Source organism: Rhodococcus maanshanensis NBRC 100610, from assembly GCF_001894865.1.
Lineage (GTDB): Bacteria > Actinomycetota > Actinomycetes > Mycobacteriales > Mycobacteriaceae > Rhodococcus_G > Rhodococcus_G maanshanensis.
Genome location: NZ_BCXA01000002.1, coordinates 216,632 through 240,171, shown reverse-complemented (window position 1 = coordinate 240,171; position 23,540 = coordinate 216,632). Strand labels below are relative to the sequence as shown.

The following is a 23,540-nucleotide window of genomic DNA, read 5'->3' as shown; positions in this document are numbered from 1 at the left end:
CCCTCGCTAGTGGACCCGTCCGGCCGCCGTGCGCAACGCGCGACGGGTGAGTTCCTTGGCCAGGTGCCGCTTGTACTCCGCGGTCCCACGCATGTCGGTGACCGGTTCGCAGTGCCGCGACGCCAGATCACCCGCATAGAGGGCCACCTCGTCGGTGCACGGCTTGCCGAGGAGGAACTCGTACACCTCACCGAACCCGGACCGGTCGGCGTTCACCGCGGTGAGACCGATCCTCGCCTCGACGATGATCGGGCCGTCCAGCCACACCGCGGCTCCCGCCGCGGCGATCGCCCAATCCCCCACGCGTCTTTCCACTTTCGCGTAAGCATTCGACCCGTGATCGCGGAAGGGGATGCGGATCTCGGTGAGGATCTCGTCGTCCGCCGCGGCGGTCTCGTACGGCCCGAGGTGGAACTCGGACATGCCGATCGTGCGCTCGCCGCCCGGCCCGCGCAGCACGCAGGTCGCGTCGAGCACCTCGCACACCGTGCTGAGGTCCTCGGCCGGGTCCGCCTGACAGAGCGATCCGCCGATCGTGCCTCGGTTGCGCACCACCGGGTCGGCGATCACCCGCTCGGCGTCCCGGAAGATCGGCCACAGCGCGGCCAGCTCCGCTGACTCGAGCAACTCCCGGTGTCGCACCATCGCACCGATCCGCACGCCCGACGGCTCGACCGTGATGTGACCGAGCTCGTCGTGCAGCGGGTTGATGTCGATGAGGTACTCGGGGTTCGCCAGCCGCAGCTTCATCATCGGGAGCAGGCTGTGGCCGCCGGCCACCAGTCGAGCCTCGCTCCCCAGCCGTTCGAGCAGTCCGATCGCCTCGTCGACGCTCGTCGCTCGCTCGTATTCAAAAGGTCCAGGGACCTGCATCTGATCCACCTCGCATCGCATGGGGACAAATCCAGACTCGACCGGTCCACCGGGGGTGTCAAGCGCCCCGTGCGATCACCGCGACCTGTCCGCAAACGGCTCGCGCGGGCGGGCGTCAAAGGGATTCGTCGTGGTGGATCCGGCCCTCGATCGCGGTCAGCCGCTCGCCGCCCCCACCCCATCGCAACTCGATGATCTCGGCGGCGATGGACACCGCGGTCTCCTCGGGCGTGCGGGCCCCGATGTCGAGTCCGATCGGGCTGGACAGCCGTGCCAGCTCCGCCTCGGTGAGCCCCGCCTCGCGCAGGCGCTGCAGCCGGTCGCGGTGGGTACGCCGCGACCCCATCGCCCCGACAAAGCCGACCTCGGGCAGCCGGAGCGCGAGGGCCAGCAACGGGACATCGAACTTGGGGTCGTGGGTGAGCACACAGATCACCGTGCGGCCGTCGATCGCGTCGGCGTCGATCTGCGACTGCAGGTAGCGGTGCGGCCAGTCCACGACGACCTCGTCCGCGGTCGGGAAACGGGTGTGCGTTGCGAACACCGCCCTGGCGTCGCACACCGTGACGCGGTAGCCGAGGAAGGCCCCCTGATGGGCCACCGCCGCGGCGAAGTCGATGGCGCCGAACACGAGCATGCGCGGACTCGGGGCATGACTCGCGACGAACACGCGCATCCCCTCTCCCCTCCGCTGCCCGTCGGGGCCGTAGGTGAGCACCCCGGTCCGTCCCGCCGCGAGCAGACCACGGGCGTCATCGGCGATCGCGGTATCGGCCCGCGCGGACCCGACCGTTCCACCGATCCCGTCCGGCCGCACGATCATCCGGCGACCGACCCAGGCGGACCGGGGGTGTTCGATCACCGTCGCCACTGCCACCGGGCGTTCGCGCTCGATGTCCTCGGCCACCTCGGCGAGCTCGGGAAAGGTGTGGCGGGAGATCGGCTCGACGTAGACGTCGAGAATGCCTCCGCAGGTCAGCCCCACCGCAAAGGCATCGTCATCGGTGACTCCGTACCGCTCGAGCTCCGGCCTGCCGGACTCGACCACCTCAAGGGCCAGCTCGTAGACGGCCCCCTCCACACAGCCACCCGAGACCGAGCCGGCCACGGTGCCGTCGGGGGCGACCACCATCGCCGCGCCAGGGGGCCTCGGCGCGGACCTGAAGGTCTGCACCACCGTGCCGACGCCCGCCGTCCCGCCCGCACGCCAGATCGCCAACAGCTCGGCGAGGACATCGCGCATCAGACGTCACCCTCCGCGTCGACCGACTGGTTGCGGGCGCCCCGGGTGGTTCCCATGGCTGGACGCTACGCCGAATGCGCGGATCACCGAAGCAGGAACGGCGCTACAGTGTGGCTTCCTTGACGGTGGACGAGGCGGGGGCATTGAGCACACTGGATCCGGCCAGGCGACGGCACGACGAACTCGAGTCCAGGCGCGGCAGCCCCTCCTTCCTGCTGTGGCTCTGTTTCCGGTTCGCGGTGTTCGTGGCCTGCGCGGCCCTGCTGGGATACGGCCTGGCCTGTGTCGCCGACATCTTCCGGCACGCCGTCATCGACACCACGTTCGCCGACGAGGCGAGGTTCGACGAGGCGCCGACGTGGCTCTGGTGGCCGTTCGGGGCGGCCTTCGGCTACGTCCTGTTCGGTGTCGGGATGTCCGACGATCTCGCGACCTTCCTCGGACGGCACCGCTGCCCCGGCATCATGGCCGCGGCCGGCTGGGCTGGTGTCTCCCTCGGCTTCGTGGTGTCCACCATGAACTGGTGGCCACCGTCGCAGGTCGGCGCGGCCATCGACCCGATCACCATGACCGAGACGCCGTGGAGCCCGCTCGCCTGGGTGGGCTACTACACGAAAGTCTGGATTCCCCTGCTCCTGCTGGCGACCACCGGGGCGGCGGTGTCGCGGACTGTGTTCCGGTTCCGCAGGCAGTCCGCCCAACTCGAGGAGCGTGACCGCCTGTTGGTCCGCGGGCTACGGGTGCCGGGCACGATCGCCGACGTCAACGTGCTCGTCGACAGTCCTCAGGAGGACGGCACGGTGTCGATCGCGGGCATCGACGCGACGGTGACCTTCACCGACACCAAGGGCGTCACGCGGTGGGTCACTCGGCGGGTTCCCAGCCTGCACCGGGTACCGGACCAGGGCACGACACAGGTCCTGTTCGACCCGGAACGCCCGGGCGAGGAGAGTTCGATATTCGTTGCTTTCCACCGGAATCCGGCGACCAGCGACTGGATTCCGTTCGACTGGCCCTAGGTGGCGTCGGCGTCGTACGGCGGGCGCTCACCGGAGGCGAGCGGTGTCGAATCGCGTTGCGGCGAGGAGGGCAGGGCGGGGCCGCCTGGCCCACCGCTGCTCTTCGGCTTCGCGTCGAAGTTGCCGGTCAGGATCGAGTCGTCCCCGTCGAGCAGATGCTTGGTGATCACCGAGCGGGGCGTCATCCCCCGCAGCTGCTGCAGATCGGAGAGCGGCTTGCGCAGATCCTCGAACTCGGGACCGAGCTCGTCCTTGAGCTGCTGCGTCGCGCCGCCCGCGTAGTCACGGACCTGGCGCAGCGACTTCGTCACCCAGGAGACGGCACCGGGCAACCGCTCGGGTCCGAGGATCACGAGCGCCGCGACGAGTAGGACCATGAACTCGCCCCAGCCAATGTTGCCAAACACCGGGTCAGCCTACGTGCCCGCGGCGATCCGCGCCGCTATCAGTGCCGAATTCACATCGCATACCGCTTGCCCTCCGATGGCGCCGCTCAGTCCGAAGCGGGCGTGACCTGGACTTCGACCGTCCGGCCCGAGCGCACCAGTTGCACAGGAACCGGCTGGCCGACGGCCTGCTGGTGCACCGCGACCACCAGCTCGTCCGCGCTGGTCACGTCACGTTCACCGACCTTGACGATGACGTCGCCCTCGATGATCCCGGCCTGCTGCGCCGGCCCGCCCTCCTTGACGTTGGCCACCTCGGCACCACTGGTCTGCTCGTTGGTCACCGACCGCGCGTTCACCCCGATCTCGGGGTGATGCATGGCTCCGGTCCTGATCAGTTCCTGCGCGACCGCGGTGACGTCGTCGACGGGGATGGCGAACCCGAGGCCGACCGATCCCCCGCTCTCGCTCCTGATGGCGGAGTTGATCCCGATCACCCGGCCCTCGTGATCCACCAACGGACCGCCGGAGTTGCCGGGGTTGATCGCGGCGTCGGTCTGGACCGCGTCGATGACCGCGTCGGTGTCGGTGCCCTCGCCGCTGAGCCGGACGGGGCGGTGCAGCGCGCTGACGATCCCGCTGGTGACCGTCTTGCTCAGACCAAGCGGCGATCCGACCGCGACCACGTCGTCGCCGACCTTCAGGTCCGCGGACTTGCCGAGCTCGGCGACGGTGAGGTTGCCGACATCCACCTTGAGCACCGCGAGGTCGGTCTTCGTGTCGCGGCCGACGACCCGCGCGGGCGCCTTGGTGCCGTCCGCGAAGACGACACGGAGCGTCGCGGTGTCCGGGTTCGTCGCCGCCATCGAGATCACGTGGTTGTTGGTGACGATGTACCCCTCGCCGTCGATCACCACGCCGGAGCCGGTGCCGGATTGCTCACCGAGCGCGACCTGGATGGACACCACGGACGGGAGCACCGCCTCGGCGACCTTCGCCACCTGGCCGAGTTCGGTGTCGTCGCCACTCGACTGCGTCAGCTCGACCCGCTGGCTGGTCAGCGCGCCAACGTTCTCGGCCGTTACGCGTCCGATGATGCCGCCGACCAGGCCGATCGCCAACGCGACGCCCGCGAGCACGGCCAGCGCCCGCGGCGCGATGCGCTCGCCGAGCAGGACGTCGCGGATGCCGAGGGCGGGCGCGGGCGGCAGGTCCCCTGCCGCGGGGGCGTCGAGGGCTGGGGAACCGAGACGCGCAGGAGCGTCCGGATCCCGCCACGGATCGGCAGGCGATGCGTCCGCCACCTCGTCGGTGTCGCCCGCGGACGGATCGCGCTGGATCGAATCGGTTTCGCCTGCCGGGCGGCCGAAGGCCTCGGCGAGCACCGGATCGGGACGCCGCACGGCGAGCTTCGGATCCGCGCCGCGGTCCGCGCCCGGCGCGAACGAGGAGTCGACGCCGTCGGGCCGCCCGAACGCCGCGGCGGCCGCGGGGTCGACGGTGGGACGGTAGAGCGGCCGCGGTGCCAGGCGGGGCGGTGCCGAATCCTGTTCAGCTGCTGCATCCGGTCGCGCGCCCGCGGTCGGGGATGTGGGATCCGAGTTCACGCGGCTGTGTACCCCTCGTTGGCGTCAGTCACGGATCCCAGTATCACCGACGCGGCGGGACCAGCAGTCACCGACGCGGTGCGTCGCGCGGTCACCGACGCGGCGGCGCCTACCGCCGCTTGCGCCACGACGCGAACGAGTACGACGTGACCATGGCCGCGAGCACGGCGCCTGCCTTGCCGTCGGGGCGCCGGAAGCCGGACCGCTCGGCGAAGCGACGACCGCGGTCCAGCGTCGTGCTGTCGGCGTCCGGGAGCGGGGTGCACATCGGGATCTGGCTGAGTATCCCGAGAAGCGAACTGGGCATGCTGATCTCGGAGGCCTGCCGGAGCGCGCCGCGCGCATGGTGCTGGGCGTCGACCTCGGCCGCGCACTCGGGGCACATCGACAGGTGCTGCGCGGCCCGCAGGTAGGCGTTCATCTGCAGTTCGCCATCGACGTACGCCGCGATCGCCTCGCTGGCCAGGTGCTCGGTAGAGCTGAAGCGGCGCGGTTTCCTGGCCTGCGTCATCCAACCCTCCTGCACGGTCATGCGAATGTCATCTTCCCTGTCCCCGACACCGCGGTCAGATACTCCTTGAGCGCCTGCCGCCCACGGTGGATTCGGCTGCGTACGGTACCGAGCTTGACTCCCAGTGTGGCACCGATCTCCTCGTATGACAGGCCTTCGACGTCACAGAGCACCACCGCGGCGCGGAACTCGGGCGCCAGCGAGTCCAGCGCGGACTGCAACTCGGGATCGAGCCGGGCATCGTGGTAGATCTGCTCGGGGTTCGGGCGGTCGGACGGGACCCGCTCGTAGTCCTCGGGCAGTGCCTCCATCTTGATCCGGTTGCGGCGCCGCACCATGTCGAGGAACAGGTTCGTGGTGATCCGGTGCAGCCACCCCTCGAAGGTGCCCGCCTGGTAGTTCGAGAGCGACCGGAACACCCGGATGAAGGTCTCCTGGGTGAGGTCCTCGGCGTCCTGGGCGTTGCCCGAGAGCCGGTAGGCCAGCCGATACACCCGGTCGCCGTGCTCACGGACGAGCTCGTCCCATGAGGGCATGGCGGTCTGATCGCCGGTGGCGTCGAAGGCGGCGGTACCGCTCAGATCAGCCGACTCGGTGAATTCCGCATCGAAGGCGGGAACGGCGTTGACCATCGAGATTGTGGAAACCTCCTGCTAAGGACAGCTGGTGAGCGAGCACAGGACGATCTGGACAAAAGGCACAACCCCCGAAGTGTCGGGTTTGTTCCCCTCGACGGTTTCGTCCGGTACCCCCTTCCGGGGCGGTCAGCGATCTCGTGTGGACCCACCTTTTCTGATCCAAATGTGTGAGATGTGTGAGCAACCTGAGGTTCAGCTGAGAATCTGCGGGTCAGCGGCCAATATCACGTGCGCGCCTCGACTCCACCACAGCGTGTCGGCTATAACCTCGGATTCGTGCACAACAACGCCGAGCAGCTGCTGGCTCACACCGAGGAATCGGTCCTCGAGGACGCGGTCCTCACGCTCGCACGCGAACGGGCGGAGGATCTCGGCGCGACCCCGGTTCCGCCGTCCGTCGGCGCGCTGTTGAGCCTGTTCACCCAGATGCTCGACGCCAAGACCGTGGTCGAGATCGGGACCGGTGCAGGCGTGAGCGGGCTGTGGTTGCTCGACGGCATGCGTGCCGACGGGGTCCTGACCACCATCGACACCGAACCCGAGCACCAGCGGGCCGCCAAGGACGCGTTCCGGTCCGGCGAGATCGCGCCCGGCCGCACCCGGCTGATCAACGGCTGGGGACTGGACGTGCTGCCCCGTCTCGCCGACGCCGCCTACGACCTGGTGTTCGTGGACACCTCGCCCGCCGACCACCCGCAGTTCGTCGCCGAGGGGGTCCGGCTGCTCCGGCCAGGAGGGGTGATCGTCCTGCACAACGCGCTGCTCGGCGGTCGGGTCGCCGACCCCAACCAGCGCGACGCGACCACCCTCGCCGTGCGTGCGGCAGCACGGGCGATCGCGGAGGACGACCGCCTGACGAAGGTGCTGCTGCCGGTGGGCGACGGCCTGCTCTGCGCGTCGCGTTCGGAGTAGCGGCACCGACTGCCGCCTTCGTCGGCGAATTTTTACGGCCTCTTGACGGGAGAACCGTTGCCGAGCGACTGAACGAGTGTTTAATCTTCTAAACATGCGTTCAATGCCAGCCGAGCCAACCACCCCCGACCGGGACCTGACCACCCGTGCGCGGATCCGCGACACGGCGATCCGGGTCTTCGGCGAGCAGGGCTTCGTCACCGGCGTCCGCGCCATCGCGACCGCGGCGGGGGTCTCCCCCGGGCTGGTGAACCACCATTTCGGCTCCAAGGACGGACTGCGCGCCGAATGTGACGCGCACGTTCTCGAGATCATCAGGGAACAGAAGGCTCAGGCCATGTCGACGCCGGGGCCTGCGGGCGCGATCGCGGCGCTGAGCGAACTCGAGCAGTACGCGCCGGTCGTCGCGTACATGGTCCGCAGCTTCCAGGCAGGCGGCCGGCTCGCCGAGTCCCTCTTCGAGCACATGGTGGCCGACACCGAGGAGTACCTCGCGATCGGAGTGCGCTCCGGCAAGCTGCGAGCGAGCCGCGACCCGAAGGCGCGGGCGCGGTATCTCACCCTGAACAACGTCGGCGCGCTGCTGCTCTACCTACAGATAAGGGCGGACCGGGAGGGAGCGCTCGACTACGCCACGGCCATCCGCGACCTGTCGGACGAGATCACCCTGCCCGCTCTCGAGATGTACGCCGAGGGGATCTTCACCGACTCCTCGCTGCTCGACGCCTTCCTGGCCGCCGATGCCCCAACCGAGGAGATGCCATGAACCCGCTCATCGACGTTCGCGACCTGGTCAAGACGTTCGGTCAGACCCGGGCCCTCGACGGCCTCGACCTACAGGTCGCGCCCGGCGAGGTGCACGGCTTCCTCGGCCCCAACGGCGCGGGCAAGTCGACCACCATCCGGGTGCTGCTCGGCAGCCTGCGCGCGACCGCGGGCAGCGCCACTGTCCTCGGCCGCGACCCGTGGCGTGACGCCGTCGCCCTGCACCGCGACCTGGCCTACGTTCCTGGCGACGTCACGCTGTGGCCGTCGCTGACCGGCGGCGAGACCATCGACCTGTTGGCCCGGATGCGCGGCGGCATCGACGAGGCCAGGCGTTCCGAGCTCATCGAGCGCTTCGACCTCGATCCACGCAAGAAGTCGCGCACGTACTCGAAGGGCAACCGGCAGAAGGTGTCCCTGATCTCGGCGTTGTCGTCGAACGCCCGACTGCTCCTGCTCGACGAGCCGACCTCCGGCCTCGACCCGCTGATGGAACAGGTCTTCCGCGACTGCGTCGCCGAGGCGGCCCGCCGCGGTGTCACCGTGCTGCTGTCCAGCCACATCCTGTCCGAGGTGGAGGCGCTGTGCGACCGGGTGACCATCATCCGGTTGGGCAAGACCGTGGAGAGCGGCTCGCTGTCCTCGATGCGACACCTGAGCCGCACCTCGATCAGTGCCGAGTTGACGGGCGACCCAGGCGACCTCAGCCGGCTCGCGGGCGTCGATGACATCTCGATCGACGATCACACGCTGCACTGCCAGGTCGACAGCGAACACCTGGGCGAGCTGATCCGCGTGCTCGGCGACGCCGGGGTGCGCAGCCTGGTCAGCAAGCCGCCGACGCTCGAGGAACTGTTCCTTCGCCACTACCAGGTCGAGGGACCCGAGCCCACCGGAGAGAAGGTGACGGCATGAGCACCGTGACAGTCGCGGGGCCACGGTATCCGGCCGCGGCGGCTCCGCGCGGGGCGTCGAACCTCACCGGCACGCTCGGCTTCGTCCGGCTCTTCCTGCGGCGCGACCGGATCGTGCTACCGCTCTGGGTGCTGCTCCTCTCGCTGCCGCTTGCTCCCGTCTACATGGGCAGCATCGAGAGCATCTACCCCGACGAGGCGGAGCGTGCGGCATTCGCCGCCACCATCATGGGGAGCCCGGCTCAACGCGCCATGTACGGCGAGATCTACAACGACAGCCTCGGCGCCGTCGGCATCTGGAAAGCCGGGATCTTCTACACGCTGATCGCGATCGCGGTGATCCTCACCGTCATCCGGCACACAAGGGCGGAGGAGGAGAGCGGTCGGACGGAGCTGCTCGACTCGACCGTCGTCGGCCGGTACGCGGGCCTGACCGCCGCGTTGCTGGTCGCCTTCGGCGCGTCCATCGCGACCGGGGCGATCGGCGCGGCGGGACTGCTCGGCACCGACGTGCCGCGCGCGGGCTCGATCGCGTTCGGACTCGCGCTGGCGGCATCCGGCATCGTGTTCACGGCGGTCGCCGCCGTCGCGGCGCAGCTGAGCACCAGTGCCCGCACCGCCCGCGGCATCGCCTTCGCCGTCCTCGGGACCGCATTCGCGCTCCGTGCCGTCGGCGACGCCGGTCCGGCCGCACTGTCCTGGCTGTCGCCGCTGGGCTGGTCGCTGCAGGTGCGGCCGTACGCGGGCGACCGCTGGTGGGTGCTCCTGCTGCACCTGGCCACGGCGATCGCGCTCACCGTGGCGGCGTATGCGTTGCTGCGCAGGCGGGACGTCGGTGCGGGGGTGATCGCGGAGCGCCTCGGTGCGCCGACAGCGGCGCGGGTGCTGAGCGGCCCGTTCGGCCTGTCCTGGCGACTGCAGCGGGGCACGCTCATCGCGTGGACCATCGGGATCAGCCTGTACGCACTGCTGATCGGCAGCGTCGTGCACGGGATCGGCGACGAGCTCGGCGGCGGCGACACGATCCGGGAGATCGTCAGCCGGATGGGCGGAACGCAGGCCCTCGAGGACGCGTTCATCACGATCGCGTTCACCATGCTCGCCGTCGGCGCCGCTGCGCTCGCGATCTCCTCGGCGCTGCGCCTGCACGGCGAGGAGACCGCGCAGCGCGCCGAGTCCGTGACCTCCGGTGCGGTCGGCCGGATCCGATGGGCCGCAAGCCATGTCGTCTTCGCGTTCGTCGGCCCTGCCGTCGCCATGCTCGCCGCCGGGCTGGTTGCCGGGGTGACCTACGGTGTCGCGGCAGGCGATGTCGGGGGCAAGCTCCCAGGGGTGCTTGCCACCGGGCTCGTGCAGCTGCCTGCCGTCTGGATGCTGGCGGCGGTGACGGTGCTGCTCTTCGGACTGGTTCCGCGTTTCACCCCGGTGGCGTGGGGCGTGCTGGTGACGTTCGTGGCCCTGTTCCTGCTCGGTTCCATCTCGGGCGTCCCGCAGTGGGTGCTCGACCTCCAACCCTTCAGCCACACGCCCAAGTTGCCAGGCGCGGGCTTCGAGGCCGCCCCTGTCGTGTGGCTCCTGGTGATCGATGCGGGGCTGCTCGTCGCCGGCCTTGTCGCGTTCCGGCGGCGGGACCTCCGATAGCCGGTTCGCCCGGCTCCCCATGTACGGCCGAAACGCGCCGTTACCCCGAGATGGACAGTTGACCAACTTCCGCCAAAACGGCTGTCGGGCAGGCTCGATCCGGGGCACCATGGGGTCTCGTGATGTGCTCAAGCCGCCCCCGACCGGAGTCCGGGAGCTATGCCCCCGCGGAATGCGACTACCCCCTCCTCGCCATGCCGCACGCCTGGGTGGAGCGTGCGCTGTGCCGTGCGCAGAACCCCGATCAGATGTTCGTTCGCGGCGCAGCCCAACGCGAGGCGGCCGCCGCGTGCCGCCAGTGCCCCGTCATCATCCAGTGCGGGGCCGAGGCCCTCGACAACCGAGTCGAGTTCGGCGTCTGGGGCGGGATGACCGAGCGCCAGCGCCGGGCGTTGCTCAAGCGTCACCCCAACGTCGAGTCGTGGGCCGAGCTGATGGAGGTCCACTGAGCGATCAACCGAACGGTGAGGTCGATAACGGTTGAGCGCGGATCTGTGACGAGTCACCGCGATCTCGACCGAACGCCGGAGCCGCTGCGTACCATCGAACCATCTCGCTGGAACACCTCTCGGAGGCCGACGTGAGCGGACTTGGTATCGATCTCGGAACCACCAACACTGTCGTCGGGACCCCCGAAGACGGCATCGTCCTGAACGAGCCATCGTTCATGCTGGTGCGAGAGAAGGATCCGCACCACGCCCTCGCGATCGGCACGGAAGCGCGAGACCTGGTCGGCCGCAATCCCATGGGAGTCACGCCCGTTCGTCCGATGCACGACGGGGTGATCGTCGACCTCGAGTCGGCCCAGGCCTTCGTCACGGCCGTCATCAAACGCGCGGCCCCGAGCAGGCGGTACGGCGTGCGGCCGAAGGGCGTCATCTCGGTTCCCGCAGGCGCCACCTCGCTCGAGCGTCGGGCTCTGCTCGAGGTCGGACACGAGGCCGGTCTGCGAAAGGTCGGGCTGATACCGGAGCCGGTCGCGGGGGCACTCGGCTGCGGGATCAACCCGCTCGAACCCCGCGCCCACCTCGTCGTCGACATCGGCGGCGGCACTTCGGAAGTCACCGCGTTCTGTTATGGCGGCATGCTCTCGCATCGCAGTTGCCGGCTCGCAGGTGATGAACTGACCAACGCGCTGTATCACTACCTGCGGACCGAGCACAACATCATCGTCGGCGAGCTCACCGCCGAGCGGGTGAAGGTCGGCGCGCCCGAGACCGGCGAGGGGCAGTCGCTCGTCGTCGAGGGCCGCGACGCCGTGACCGGACGGGCACGTCTGGTCACGCTCGAGACCGAGGAGATCGTGGATGCGTTGCGGCCGACCACGACCGGGATCGTGCAGACGCTGGCCGCATGCCTGGAGGACATCCCCGCGCAGGCGATCGGTGACGTGATGTCCGAGGGGCTCCTGACGCTCGGCGGTGGGTCGCTGCTGCACGGTCTGTCGCAGCTGCTCGAAGAGACCTTCGGGCTCCCTGTGAAGACGGCCGAGCGCCCGCTGACCTGTGTCGCCGAAGGTGCGACCGCCTGCCTCGATCACCCCGAAGTGGTTGCCGCTTACAGCGACTGATCGGCCCTGATCCACCCCGCGGTGGATCGGGGATCAGCGGTTCGGCACGGCCCGTGGTTGTGCGAGGTAGCGCTCGAGGAGTTTCTTGGCGACGGGCCCGGACGTTGCCGACCCGAATCCACCGCCACGGACCAGCACCGAGACCACGATCTCGGGAGCGTCGAAGGGCACCACCGCCGAGAACCAGGCATTGAGGCCTTTTCCTGGTGCCGACGGATCCTCCGCCGTTCCGGTCTTGGCGCCCGCCGCGACCGGCAAGGTGGCCAACTGCCCGGCCGTTCCGGCAGCGGCAGATGCTCGCATCCCTGCTCGGACGGGGCCGAGTTGGTCCGCGAAGGACAGTCGCCGAGGGTCAGCGGTGGGAATGGGCAGGGCGTCCGGCCCGTACGCCGCGGCGAGCTGGGGGGTCACCGTCGAGCCGGTGGCGATGCCCGACGTCCAGCGCGCCAACTGCACAGGCGTCGCGCTGACGGTGCCCTGACCGATGCCCATCAGCAGCGTCGACCCCGGATACCAGGTTCCCCCGATGCTGCCGACGTTCTCCGGGGTGCCGAGGAAGCCCACGGCCTCGCCCGGCAGGTCGATCCCCGATTCCTCGCCAACGCCCAACTCCGCGGCGGTTGCCGCGATTCGCTCGGGGCCGAGGAGTTCGGCGAGCTGGTAGAAGTAGACGTTGTCCGACCACTGGATCGCCCCGATCAAGCTGTTCGGCCCCATCGGTTGCCAGTTCGCGAATGTGTGCCCTCCATAGGTGTACGACGCACCGCCCGCGAGCTGGGCGTCCGGCGACAGCACGTTGTACTTCGCGTTGGCCGCCGCGACGACGATCTTGAAGGTCGAGCCGGGCGGTGCCGCGGACTGGTCGGCGTGGTTGAGCATCCGTCCCGGCCCTGGCCCCTCGGTCTGTGCCGCCAGCGCGACCGCGTCGACCGGGGGGCCGTAGACGTTGTTGTCGTATCCGGGCACGCTGGCCAGCGTCAGCACCGCCCCGGTGCGGGCGTCCATCACGATCGCCGCGCCCATATCGCCCCCACTGCTGCGCACCGCATCGGTGAGCGCATCGGTCGCGAGCTGCTGCATCCCCATGTCGAGGTGCAACTTCAGGTCGTGTCCCCGCACCGGGTCCACCCGCTCGCCGGTGGCCACCAGACGCCCGGACGGATCGACGAACATGCACTGCTTGCCGTCGGTGCCGCGGAGCAGCGCGTCGTACTGCTTCTCGGTACCCGCCTTGCCGACCCGTGATCCGAGGGCGAGGTGGGGCCAGCGTTCCATGTCATGCGGATCCGCGAGCCCGACGTACCCGAGGACGGATGCCAGCGATGCCCCGTGCGGGTAGTGCCTGCGCCCGGTCGGGTACACGAGCACCCACGGGAGTTGGGCGTCCACGACCCGCCGAGCCTGCTCGGCGGTGACCCGGCCCAGTACGACCTCCAACTCCTGGCCGCCGCTCTCCAGGGTCGCCGCCAGCTGTTCGGGCGTGACGCCGAGCAGCGCGGCCAGTTCGGCGCGCACGGGCCCGTCGTCACGGTCGAACATCCGGGCAACCACCGCGACGGCGTACTCGGGGACGTTGTACGCGAGCGGCTCGCCGTTTCGGTCGAGGATGTGACCCCGCTCGGCGGGTAGACGGATGCAACGCTCCATCTGCACGTCGCTCATCGTGCGCAACTCCGTACCCCGACCGGTCTGCAGCTGCCACGCGAACACCGACAGCGCGAGGAGCATCGCTGTGACCGTGACGGCGCCTGTTGACACTCCTCGGGGCAGGCGGCGCCGCCTGGACTCGGTGGCCCACAGGGGACGCGTGACGCCGTCGCGGCGGATCGCGAGCACCAGCCCGATCGCGACGAATCCGACGATTGCCGCCGTGCCCCCGTAACTGAAGAGGGGGATCGGCATGCCGGTGTGCGGGAGGAGCGACAGGCTCTGCGCAATGGAGACCACGGCCTGCACTCCGAACAGCCCACCGATCCCGGCCGCGACGAGGGCGGCTTCCCTGGTGCGTGCCGTTCGGGCGGCCAGCGCGGCCCGCCACACGATGATCATCGTGGCGACCACGACTGCCAGGCCGGCGAACAACCCCCATCCGTACACGAGGCTCGCGAAGGCGAGATCGTGCTCCGATTCGGGAAGGTACTCGGCCCTCAGGTCGTAAAACGGCTCACGCCCGAGACCGAACCACCCGCCGCTGCCGATCGCGATGTCGGCCTGCAGCGCCGCCCAACCCGACCCCTGCGGGTCGGCGTTGCTCGACAGGAACACGTGAATGCGCTCGAGCTGATAGGGCCGGAGGAACAGCACGGCAAGGGGCAACGATGCGATCCCGAGCGCGAACAGCGGCAGCAGGGGCAGCAGCGGCACCCTGGCCAGGATCAGCATGAGTATCACGGTCGAGGCGAGCACCACGGCGGTCGACAGGTCGGGCTGCAGCGCCACGAGACCGATCGGCACACTCGAGATCAGCAGGGTCGCCGCGAACCGGCCGAGGGTGTACCCACCCGCCAGGATCGCCGCGGGGACCATGACCAGCGCCAGCTTGGCGAGTTCGGACGGTTGAACGGTGAACAGGCCGAAGTTCAGCCATCGCTGCGCACCCTTGGTCGCGATCCCGATGAGTGGCACCGCAGCGAGCAGGACGACCGCAGCGGCATACAACGTCCAGCCGAATCGTCGGAGGGTGCCGGTCCGCAGTCGCGATATCGCGTACATCGCACCGAGGCCGATGGCAGCGAAGAGTGCGTGACGGACGGCATCCGTGGTCTTCCCCGTCGAGACCAGGTTGAGCAGGCCGAGGACGACGAGGGTGATCGCCGCCGCTACGAGCCAGGGGTCGGATTCTCGCTTGTGCGCCTGCATGCGACCCCACCCCTCAGCACTTTGCGTTCTCGGCGGGCACGAATGCCGGCTCCGACGCGGCTGCCGCAGGGGCGTTGGTCAGCGCGGCGACGGCGAGCGCGGGGGCGGGCGGCAGGACGACCCTGGCGATGCCGTACACCTGCTGCCCACCCGGCGGCACGGGCGTCGTCACGTCAGTGCCCGGATGAACGGCTCCCGAGCATCGGTCGTACACGACCACATGCCAGGTCACCGCGCCGACATTCGCAGCAGGATCGACGTGGACGTCGACCCGCATGGTGCACGGTTGTCCCGTCGCGCATTCCCCGTTGGCGAAGGTGGCGGTGACCAGGGTGATCGGCCCCGCGCTGCCGGGAAGTCCGGTATGGACCGGCCCAGCCTCGGCGGTGCCCTGCGCGGTCGGTGAGTTCGCCTGGGCGGCTTCGGGCGCGAGCGGCGGCGGCGGCGAGACCGGACTGATCTGATTCTGCTCCGACGGATTCACCGGATGCAGAAGGGCATCCCAGCCCCGACGCAGCTCCGACCACGCACCGGGAGCCGCCCACACCACCCCGACGAACAGCAGGATCGAGATCAGGCCGAGTACACCCCCACGACGCGACAGCCGCCGCCGCTTGCGATGCCACGGATTCTCGACGGGTGGATACCAGCCCTTCGGGGCGAGCGACGATGCGGCGGCCGGGGTCGGCGGGGTCGGTGGGCCCTGCGAGTTCGCGCGGTCCGTCACGACCCGATCGTCCGAGTGTGCCAGCCCCCTCGTCGCCGAGACGAGCTCCGCGAGCTGGCACCGCGTCCTGCCAACCGTGGACGGGTCGAGCTCCGTCGCGACCGCACCGCGAACCCGTTGCGCCAGGTCTGCCAGATCTGTTGTTCGGGCGATCGATTCGTCCAACCGGTCGGCGAGCGCACGATCCCGACAGCTCGTCGCGATACTCCGCAGCAGACTCGCCACCGCCTCGTCCATGTCGTGCCAGGACGCCGCGCTCCCGGTGCACTCGATCGTGAGCTGTCCCCGCTCGGACACCGTCACCCCGTGGTCCCGGATGATCGGGTAGCCGTCCCGGCTCCGCACCAGCTCGAGCTGATCGACCACATCGGTGACGAGCAGCGCGGCCTGCGCCGGTGTCAACGTCGCAATCGCGAGCAACCCGTGGAGAACCACACGACCGCCACGTGCGTCGTCGATTCGCTCCGCCGGCTCGGGTCGGGGTTGCGCCGACTCGGGTCGGGGTTGCGCCGGCTCGCTTGTGCTCGTGGAGAGCCCCAGCACTGCTTCGATCATCGCGCATCCCGAAACTCTGGGGCCCCCGCGCGCGTGTGCGACTGACCGGTACGGGTGGCCGGCTGACCTTGGGTTAGGGCTTACTCGCTGTCGAAATCCATTCTGTCTCTGAGCATTCCATTAGACCAGGGAAACGAGGATCAGGGATTGCGGAACGAAGATCTCGTTACTCATCCGAGACGCCTCGGCGAACCCGCACATCGAACCGTTACCCGACCGGCCGCGGACAGGGGGCTCAGATCCAGACGCCCTTGCCGATCGCGACCACGCCGCCAGGGCTGACCGCGAACCGCTGCCGGTCACGCTCGAGGTCGACGCCGATGATCTCGCCCTCGCCGACCACCACGTTCTTGTCCAGGATCGCGTGCCGCACCACCGCGCCCTTGCCGACGCGCACGCCCGGCATCAGCACGCTGCCCTCGACGGTGGCGCCGTCGTCGACCATCACGTTGGAGCTGAGCACGGAGTTGCGGACGGTCGCGGCGGACAGGATGCAGCCGGCGCCCACCACCGATTCCTGGGCGAGCCCGCCCTGCACGAACTTGGCCGGCGCCAGGTTCTCGGCCGCGCCACGGATCGGCCAGCGCCGGTTGTAGAGGTTGAACACCGGGTGGACGGACACCAGGTCCATGTGCGCCTCGTAGAACGCGTCGATGGTGCCGACGTCCCGCCAGTACCCGCGGTCGCGGTCGGTTGCGCCGGGCACCACGTTGTCCTTGAAGTCGTAGACGTTGGCCATCCCGGCGGCGACCAGCGCCGGGATGATGTCCCCGCCCATGTCGTGGTCGGAGTCGGAGTTCTCCGAGTCGGCGCGGATGGCGTCCACCAGTACCTTCGTGGTGAACACATAGTTCCCCATCGACGCGAACGTCACGTTCGGGTCGTCCGGGGTGCCGGGCGGATGCGCCGGCTTCTCCAGGAACTGGGTGATGCGGCCCGACTCGTCGCTGTCGATGCAGCCGAACGCGAACGCCTCGCTGCGTGGCACACGGATCCCGGCCACGGTGACCCCCGCCCCCGAGTCGATGTGGTGCTGGACCATCTGCTCGGGATCCATCCGGTACACGTGGTCGGCGCCGAACACCACGATGTACTCGGGGTCCTCGTCGTAGACCAGGTTGAGCGACTGGAAGATCGCATCCGCGCTGCCGGTGTACCAGCGCGGGCCGAGCCGCTGCTGCGCCGGGACCGGGGTGATGTACTCGCCCGCGAAACCCGACAGCCGCCACGTCTGCGAGATGTGGCGGTCGAGGGAATGCGACTTGTACTGGGTCAGCACACAGATCCGGAGATAGCCGGCGTTGACCAGGTTGCTCAGCACGAAGTCGATCAGGCGGTAGGCCCCGCCGAACGGCACCGCCGGCTTGGCCCGGTCCGCGGTCAAGGGGTACAGACGTTTCCCTTCGCCTCCGGCGAGCACGATTCCGAGCACATGCGGCTGGCTCCTCACCCTGCCAACCTATCGGTCGGGCATTACCCCCGCCAGCGGTAGCCCCAAGTCGGCTCGGCGGCTACGTTTATCGCGTGCGGGTTGCGATGATGACCAGGGAGTACCCCCCGGAGATCTACGGTGGCGCGGGGGTCCACGTCACCGAGCTCGTGGCCCAGCTCACGCGGCTCTGCGACGTCGAGGTGCACTGCATGGGCGAGCCCCGCGAGGGCGCGATCGTGCACGGGCCCGATCCCGCTCTGGCAGGCGCCAATCCCGCGTTGACCATGTTGTCGGCGCAGCTGCGGATGGCGCAGGCGGCATGCGCGGCCGACGTGGTGCATTCGCACACCTGGTACACCGGCCTGGCCGGGCACCTCGCGGGCGAGCTGTACGGGGTGCCCCACATCATGACCGCCCACTCGCTCGAGCCCCGCCGACCGTGGAAGGCCGAGCAGCTCGGCGGTGGATACCGCATCTCCTCCTGGTCCGAGCGCAACGCGGTCGAGTACGCCGACGCCGTCATCGCGGTCAGCGCGGGCATGCGCCTCGACCTGCTCGACGCCTATCCGTTCGTCAACCCGGATCGAGTGCATGTGGTGCGCAACGGGATTGACACCGATGTCTGGTACCCGGATTTCGGCGGCGAACGCCCGACCTCGGTGCTGCGCGACCTGGGCGTCGACCCGGACGCCCCCATCGCGGCCTTCGTCGGCCGGATCACCCGACAGAAGGGCGTCGGCCACCTGATCGCGGCGGCCCACGACTTCGACCCGGATGTGCAGCTGGTGCTGTGCGCAGGCGCCCCCGACACCGCGGAGATCGCCGAGGAGACCGAGCGGGCGGTCGCGAAGCTGTCCGAGGCGCGACGCAACGTGTTCTGGGTCAGGGAGATGCTGCCCACCGCGCAGGTCCGGGAGATCCTCTCCGCCGCAACGGTGTTCGTGTGTCCCTCGGTCTACGAGCCGCTCGGCATCGTGAACCTGGAGGCGATGGCCACCGAGACCGCGGTGGTGGCCTCCGACGTCGGCGGCATTCCCGAGGTGGTCGAGGACGGCGTCACCGGGAGTCTGGTGCACTACAACTCCTACGAGCCGGAGGCGTTCGAGCACGCGCTGGCGGCGGCGGTCAACACGGTCACCGCCGACCGCGCGGGCGCGGCCGCGATGGGCAGGGCCGGCCGGGCGCGGGCGATCGCGGAATTCTCCTGGGAGCAGATCGCCAGGCAGACCCTCGCCGTCTACCAGGCCGCGGTCGAGGGCTACACCGGGTCTGCGCCCGCCTCCGGGACCGGGCGGTAGCTGCTGATCGTGACGGAGGCCGTCACCGTCGAGGACTCGGGCAAGCTGGCAATGCGCTGCGCCCTCGCCTCGTCGCCGAGGTGACGCGCGGACGGACCCATCGCGATCAGGCTGTCGACATCGGTGCGCGCGAGCGTCATCGGGTACTCGACCGCAACCCGGTCCACCCTCTCGAAGTGCCCGGCCATGCTGGCGCCGAGGCGCACCGTCTTGTTCTCGTCCACCCGGACCAGGCCGAGCAGGTCCACGAGTTCACGCAGGTGCCGATCCGTCGGGGTGAGCACGATCAGCGTTCCGTCCTGCCGCAGCACCCGGCGCAGCTCCGCGGCGTTGCGCGGGGCGAAGATCGACAGCACATGACTGAGGGCGTGAGCGCGGACCGGCAGCTGGGTCCAGATGTCGGCGACCACCGACGCCGCCCGCGGATGGCTGCGAGCGAGCCATCGCGCGGCGGGCTTGGAGACGTCGACGCCGATGCCCTGCGCGGCGGGCAGGGCGTCGAGGACGGCCGCGAGGTAGTGGCCCGTACCCGCGCCGACCTCGAGCACCGCCGGGTCGGCAGGGGCATCGGTGGCGCAGGCGCGGGCCACCGCGTCCATCAGCGGGTCGAAATGGTGGCCGTCGAGGAATCGGGCACGGGCCGCGATCATCTCGGCGCTGTCGCCGGTGAACTTCGCGGCCCCGGACAACAGGCTGACGTAGCCCTGCCTGGCGATGTCGAAGCTGTGTCCCTGTTCACACAGCAGGGTGCGGTCGGCGACGTCGAGCCCACCGCCGCAATGCGGGCAGGCGAGCAGCCCGACGACATCGGCCAGCATCGGTCCGCCTCTCTGTCGATTGCACCGCAAAGACCCCGCGAGCCGAGGTGGCAAGCGGGGCCGTATGCCTGAGGGTTCGAGTCCGGCAAGGTCGCCGTATCGAACCATTCCAGGAGTTAGCTGGTGACGCCCTTCAGCTCGTCTCCGAGCGCGGCGGCTTCTTCCGGGGTCAGCTCGACGACGAGCCGACCTCCACCCTCGAGCGGAACCCGCATGACGATTCCTCGCCCTTCCTTGGTGGCTTCGAGGGGACCGTCACCGGTCCGGGGCTTCATGGCCGCCATTACCTGCTCCCTCCAGATCTGCGCTGACAAGCTCTGCGCCTAGGCTTACCGTCGGTACCCCGACAGCTGTTGTCGGGGATCACATGTGCCATTCTTCCCTATTGCAAGGAATGCCGGGAACCTGAGTCTCGTTTCCGATCGAATGCGGACCGGAAACCAGGCTCAGCGACGCACCTCGACCCAGCAATCGAGCACGTGATCGTCGACCATCCCTGTCGCCTGCATCAGGGCATATGCCGTGGTGGGACCCACAAACTTGAACCCCCTGCGCTTGAGTTCCTTGGCCATCGCCTTCGACTCCGCGGTCACCGCGGGCACCTCGTCGACGGTCCGCAACCGGCCCGGGCGTGGCTCGGGTGCAAACGACCAGAGCAGCGCGTCGAGATCGGTGTCCGTCATCTCGAGAACGGCCCGCGCATTCGAGATGCAGGCCTCGATCTTCGCCCGATTGCGGACGATTCCCGGATCGGCGAGCAGCCGCTCGACATCGTCGGCCCCGAACCCGGCCACCGTCTCGACGTCGAAGCCCGCGAACGCGGAGCGGAAGGCCTCCCGCTTGCGGAGCACGGTGATCCAGGACAGCCCGGACTGGAAGGCCTCCAGGCACAGCCGCTCGAAGAGCTCGTCCCGACCGCGCAGGGGCACTCCCCATTCCTCGTCGTGGTAGTCGCGGTAGATCCGCGATCCCGACCCGTCGACCGCCCACGGGCACCGGGTCCGGCCGTCATAGGACGCGTCCGCGCTCATGACTCCTCCTGCCCGGAGACCGGCGCCTCGCGCAGGCTCGCCAATTCGCTCCGCAGCGAATCGATCTCGCGCCCCAACCGATCCAATGCCCAGTCCACCTCGGCGGCCTTGTACCCACGCACGGTCTGCTGGAACCGCAGCGCGCGGACGTCCGCCCCTGTGACGTCCTCTGCCGGGAGCATGGTGGCGGTGGTCCCCGGCGGCAGCGGGGCCATCTCCTCACCGCGCCCGAACACCGCCGAGGCCGCCAGGAACAACAGCCCTCCGACCAGCGCCATGATCAGCAGATAGAGCAGCACCGTGAACATGATCCGATCCTGTCACGGCCGTCCGACAAGCGCCGCAACGTGGTGACCCGCCGCCCTACGGCCTGAGCGTGTTCATCGGCGGCCGGTCCGCCAGCGACACCTCGGTGGTCACCGGCACGAACGAGTCGCCGTCGGCGAGGAACTGCGTCAGCCCGGCTCCGGAATCCTCGATACCGCACCGGCGGAGCATGGTGCCGATGATCTGCCTGCTCATCACGCCGAGCTCGACCAGCGGCCGGTTGCGGTGCTTGCGCACCCCCAGGTTCACCTGGCCGATGGCGCTGAGCCCGAGCCGGTCGTAGGTGTCGAGCAGCAGCCCGATCTCCACCCCGTATCCGGGCGCGAACGGCACCGCGGACAGCAGCTCCCGTGTCCCCGCGTACTCACCACCGAGAGGTTGCAGCACCGAGGTCAGCTCGGGCCGCATCGCCGCGAGCAGCGGCCGCGCGACCAACTCCGTGACCCGGCCGCCGCCGTTCGCATCCTCGGTCCCGCTGACCCGCAGCGGCCGCCGGTAGTACCCCTTCACGAGATGGATGCCGTCGACGGTGAGCAGCGGCCCCAGCAGCTTCGGCACGAACTCCGGATCGGGGTTGATCAGGTCGGAATCGACGAAGGCGATCAGGTCGCCCGTGCTCGCCGCGATCGAGCGCCACAGCACCTCGCCCTTGCCGGGTACCGGCGCGAGTCCCGGCACCGCCTGCTCACGGCTGACCACGGTTGCGCCCGCGGCCGCGGCCCGCTCCGCGGTCTCGTCGGTGGAACCGGAGTCGAGCACGATCAGCTCGTCCACCAGACTGCCGAGCAGCGGATGGATGGTGTCCACCACCGCGGAGACCGTCTTCTCCTCGTTCAGCGCGGGCAACACCACCGACACCGTCCGGCCTGCCTTCGCCGCGATCAGGTCGGCGATGCTCCAGGCCGGGTGGTCCCAACTGTTCGCCTCTGACCAGACGCGCTCACCGCTCGTGCTCGCCCTCATGCCAGCCCCCGAACCGTGCGGGCCGGCGCCCTGGTGCCGATGATCGCGGCGACCATGTCGACCACTCGTCTGGTGGACGCGACCTCGTGGACCCTGAAGACCCGGGCACCTTCTGCGGCTGCCAATGCTGTCGCTGCCAACGTACCCTCCAACCGCTCGGCGAGTTCTACACCTAGAGTCTCCCCGATAAAATCCTTGTTGCTCAGTGCCATCAGGACAGGCCACCCGGTGTTTACAAGAACGTCCACGCGCCGCAACAACTCGAGCCCGTGGAAGGTGTTTTTGCCGAAATCGTGGGTCGGATCGATGAGGATCCCGTCGGCGGGGACGCCGAGATCGCGCGCCCGCTGCGCCGCCGTCACCACCTCGTCGACCACGTCCGCGACGACGTCCGTGTAGCGGACCCGGTGCGGCCGGGTCCGGGGCACGGCGCCGCCGGTGTGCGAGCAGACATATCCGGCGCCCAGCTCGGCCGCCACCTCGACCAACGTCGGATCGGCACCGGCCCAGGTGTCGTTGATCAGGTCGGCGCCCGCACCGCACGCCAGCCGGGCGACGGGGCCGCGCCAGGTGTCCACGGAGATCAGCAGGTCCGGGTACCGAGCGCGGATCGCCTCGACGAACGGCACCACCCGGCGGATCTCCTCGGCAGTGTCCACCTCGTCGCCTGGCCCCGCCTTGACGCCGCCGATGTCGACCAGGTCCGCGCCCTCGTCGACCGCCCGGTGGACGGCCGCCATGGCCGCCTCATCGGTGAAGGTGGCGCCCTTGTCGTAGAACGAATCCGGGGTGCGGTTGACGATCGCCATCACCAGGGCCCGATCGGTCGCCACCGGCTTGCCGCACAGGGTCGGCGAGGCCGCGAGGTGGGGTTCGGTCATGGGCTTCATAGTGGCATCCAGGCACCGGCGATCACGGGGTGGTGCAGGCGTCGAGCGCCTCGCCGACCCCGGACGTCACGAGCAGCCCGTCGAGGGCCCGCTGCTGCACGAAGCCGCCGTCGCGCAATCCGTCCAGCCAGTTCAACAGCCCGGAGTAGTGCCCGACCGGGTCGAGCAGGACCACCGGCTTGGCATGCATGCCCAGGTAGCCCGCCGTCCAGGTCTCGAAGAGTTCCTCGAGCGTGCCGATCCCACCCGGCAGGGTGATGAAGGCATCGGCGCGGTCCTCCATGACCTGCTTGCGCTGGCGCATGGTGTCGGTGACGATCAGTTCGTCGGCATCGGTATCGGCAACCTCCCTGTGCACCAACGCCTTCGGGATGACACCGATGGTCCAGCCGCCTGCGTCGCGGGTGGCCTCGGCCACCGCCCCCATCATCGAGACATTGCCGCCGCCGGAGACCAGCCGCAGCCCGCGTCGGCCGATCTCGGTACCCAGTTCCGCCGCGAGCGCCAGGTAAGAATCGTCGACCGGCCCGGAGGCGCAATACACACAGATGGTGCGCATCG

General features: G+C 69.5%; 24 protein-coding genes. 8 read left to right on the top strand and 16 right to left on the bottom strand.

The window, feature by feature from the left end; genetic code table 11:
- Window positions 1-6 precede the first annotated feature (6 nt).
- Together RM1_RS01385 and RM1_RS01380 are read right to left on the bottom strand one after the other, a co-directional pair.
- Complete coding sequence (locus RM1_RS01385) at window positions 7-873, bottom strand: FAD binding domain-containing protein (RefSeq protein WP_072749691.1); 867 nt, start codon at window positions 871-873, stop codon at window positions 7-9.
- 115 nt (window positions 874-988) lie between these two features.
- Window positions 989-2,116 carry an XdhC family protein gene (locus tag RM1_RS01380; RefSeq protein WP_072749635.1) on the bottom strand — a complete coding sequence of 376 codons (1,128 nt, stop codon included), beginning with the start codon at window positions 2,114-2,116 and terminating at the stop codon, window positions 989-991.
- Window positions 2,117-2,226: 110 nt separating this feature from the next.
- Here RM1_RS01380 and RM1_RS01375 point away from each other — a divergent pair, with 110 nt between their 5' ends.
- On the top strand, window positions 2,227-3,135 hold the full coding sequence (locus RM1_RS01375; protein ID WP_143069476.1) for a hypothetical protein: 909 nt from the start codon (window positions 2,227-2,229) through the stop codon (window positions 3,133-3,135).
- Here the strand turns inward: RM1_RS01375 and tatB are convergent.
- The 4 genes from tatB to sigE all read right to left on the bottom strand — a co-directional run bounded on the left by tatB (window position 3,132) and on the right by sigE (window position 6,271).
- Window positions 3,132-3,542, bottom strand: a complete 411-nt coding sequence (tatB, locus tag RM1_RS01370) for a Sec-independent protein translocase protein TatB (protein ID WP_072749633.1) — start codon at window positions 3,540-3,542, stop codon at window positions 3,132-3,134. The genes RM1_RS01375 and tatB overlap by 4 nt on opposite strands.
- Before the next feature lie 86 nt (window positions 3,543-3,628).
- Window positions 3,629-5,128, bottom strand: a complete 1,500-nt coding sequence (locus tag RM1_RS01365; protein WP_072749632.1) for a S1C family serine protease — start codon at window positions 5,126-5,128, stop codon at window positions 3,629-3,631.
- Window positions 5,129-5,237: 109 nt separating this feature from the next.
- Window positions 5,238-5,639 carry an anti-sigma factor family protein gene (locus RM1_RS26035; protein ID WP_143069477.1) on the bottom strand — a complete coding sequence of 134 codons (402 nt, stop codon included), beginning with the start codon at window positions 5,637-5,639 and terminating at the stop codon, window positions 5,238-5,240.
- A gap of 17 nt (window positions 5,640-5,656) precedes the next feature.
- Window positions 5,657-6,271 carry an RNA polymerase sigma factor SigE gene (gene sigE, locus RM1_RS01355; RefSeq protein ID WP_037177590.1) on the bottom strand — a complete coding sequence of 205 codons (615 nt, stop codon included), beginning with the start codon at window positions 6,269-6,271 and terminating at the stop codon, window positions 5,657-5,659.
- 282 nt (window positions 6,272-6,553) lie between these two features.
- On the opposite strand from sigE, the gene RM1_RS01350 reads away from it, so the two are divergent.
- The 6 genes from RM1_RS01350 to RM1_RS01325 all read left to right on the top strand — a co-directional run bounded on the left by RM1_RS01350 (window position 6,554) and on the right by RM1_RS01325 (window position 12,079).
- Complete coding sequence (locus tag RM1_RS01350) at window positions 6,554-7,189, top strand: O-methyltransferase (RefSeq protein WP_174562886.1); 636 nt, start codon at window positions 6,554-6,556, stop codon at window positions 7,187-7,189.
- Between the two features lie 94 nt (window positions 7,190-7,283).
- Window positions 7,284-7,955, top strand: a complete 672-nt coding sequence (locus RM1_RS01345) for a TetR/AcrR family transcriptional regulator (RefSeq protein WP_072749631.1) — start codon at window positions 7,284-7,286, stop codon at window positions 7,953-7,955.
- On the top strand, window positions 7,952-8,869 hold the full coding sequence (locus RM1_RS01340; protein WP_072749630.1) for an ABC transporter ATP-binding protein: 918 nt from the start codon (window positions 7,952-7,954) through the stop codon (window positions 8,867-8,869). The genes RM1_RS01345 and RM1_RS01340 overlap by 4 nt, the downstream gene beginning before the upstream one ends.
- Window positions 8,866-10,509, top strand: a complete 1,644-nt coding sequence (locus RM1_RS01335; protein ID WP_072749629.1) for an ABC transporter permease — start codon at window positions 8,866-8,868, stop codon at window positions 10,507-10,509. Before RM1_RS01340 ends, RM1_RS01335 begins: the two co-directional genes overlap by 4 nt.
- A 194-nt stretch (window positions 10,510-10,703) precedes the next feature.
- The gene (locus tag RM1_RS01330) at window positions 10,704-10,958 is read left to right on the top strand and encodes a WhiB family transcriptional regulator (protein WP_037177603.1); all 255 of its coding nucleotides are present in this window, start codon (window positions 10,704-10,706) and stop codon (window positions 10,956-10,958) included.
- Between the two features lie 131 nt (window positions 10,959-11,089).
- On the top strand, window positions 11,090-12,079 hold the full coding sequence (locus tag RM1_RS01325; RefSeq protein WP_072749628.1) for a rod shape-determining protein: 990 nt from the start codon (window positions 11,090-11,092) through the stop codon (window positions 12,077-12,079).
- A 33-nt stretch (window positions 12,080-12,112) separates the two neighbouring features.
- Here the strand turns inward: RM1_RS01325 and RM1_RS01320 are convergent, their stop codons facing one another.
- The 3 genes from RM1_RS01320 to glgC form a co-directional block, all read right to left on the bottom strand.
- On the bottom strand, window positions 12,113-14,938 hold the full coding sequence (locus RM1_RS01320; RefSeq protein WP_072749627.1) for an FtsW/RodA/SpoVE family cell cycle protein: 2,826 nt from the start codon (window positions 14,936-14,938) through the stop codon (window positions 12,113-12,115).
- Window positions 14,939-14,951: 13 nt separating this feature from the next.
- The gene (locus tag RM1_RS01315) at window positions 14,952-16,220 is read right to left on the bottom strand and encodes a hypothetical protein (RefSeq protein WP_072749626.1); all 1,269 of its coding nucleotides are present in this window, start codon (window positions 16,218-16,220) and stop codon (window positions 14,952-14,954) included.
- Window positions 16,221-16,455: 235 nt separating this feature from the next.
- The gene (gene glgC / locus RM1_RS01310) at window positions 16,456-17,670 is read right to left on the bottom strand and encodes a glucose-1-phosphate adenylyltransferase (RefSeq protein ID WP_037177585.1); all 1,215 of its coding nucleotides are present in this window, start codon (window positions 17,668-17,670) and stop codon (window positions 16,456-16,458) included.
- Between the two features lie 74 nt (window positions 17,671-17,744).
- On the opposite strand from glgC, the gene glgA reads away from it, so the two are divergent.
- Window positions 17,745-18,950, top strand: coding sequence for a glycogen synthase (gene glgA, locus RM1_RS01305; protein ID WP_072749625.1), 1,206 nt, complete (start codon window positions 17,745-17,747; stop codon window positions 18,948-18,950).
- On the opposite strand, the gene RM1_RS01300 is transcribed toward glgA, so the two are convergent.
- From RM1_RS01300 to RM1_RS01270, 7 genes are all read right to left on the bottom strand, one after another.
- On the bottom strand, window positions 18,911-19,768 hold the full coding sequence (locus tag RM1_RS01300) for a putative RNA methyltransferase (RefSeq protein WP_072749624.1): 858 nt from the start codon (window positions 19,766-19,768) through the stop codon (window positions 18,911-18,913). The genes glgA and RM1_RS01300 overlap by 40 nt on opposite strands.
- A gap of 116 nt (window positions 19,769-19,884) precedes the next feature.
- Window positions 19,885-20,052, bottom strand: coding sequence for a DUF3117 domain-containing protein (locus tag RM1_RS01295; protein WP_003931055.1), 168 nt, complete (start codon window positions 20,050-20,052; stop codon window positions 19,885-19,887).
- A 162-nt stretch (window positions 20,053-20,214) separates the two neighbouring features.
- Window positions 20,215-20,799 carry a DNA-3-methyladenine glycosylase I gene (locus tag RM1_RS01290; RefSeq protein WP_072749623.1) on the bottom strand — a complete coding sequence of 195 codons (585 nt, stop codon included), beginning with the start codon at window positions 20,797-20,799 and terminating at the stop codon, window positions 20,215-20,217.
- Entirely contained in the window at window positions 20,796-21,107 is a 312-nt protein-coding gene (locus RM1_RS01285) for a DivIVA domain-containing protein (RefSeq protein WP_072749622.1), read from the bottom strand. The genes RM1_RS01290 and RM1_RS01285 overlap by 4 nt, the downstream gene beginning before the upstream one ends.
- A 55-nt stretch (window positions 21,108-21,162) precedes the next feature.
- Window positions 21,163-22,089 carry a glucosyl-3-phosphoglycerate synthase gene (locus RM1_RS01280; RefSeq protein WP_027502649.1) on the bottom strand — a complete coding sequence of 309 codons (927 nt, stop codon included), beginning with the start codon at window positions 22,087-22,089 and terminating at the stop codon, window positions 21,163-21,165.
- Window positions 22,086-22,979 (bottom strand): dihydropteroate synthase, encoded by an 894-nt coding sequence (gene folP, locus RM1_RS01275; protein WP_092667874.1) that lies wholly within the window; start codon window positions 22,977-22,979, stop codon window positions 22,086-22,088. Before folP ends, RM1_RS01280 begins: the two co-directional genes overlap by 4 nt.
- Before the next feature lie 22 nt (window positions 22,980-23,001).
- A complete protein-coding gene (locus RM1_RS01270; protein WP_072749690.1) occupies window positions 23,002-23,538 on the bottom strand; it encodes an LOG family protein in 537 nt (178 codons plus the stop codon).
- Between the last annotated feature and the right edge of the window lie 2 nt (window positions 23,539-23,540).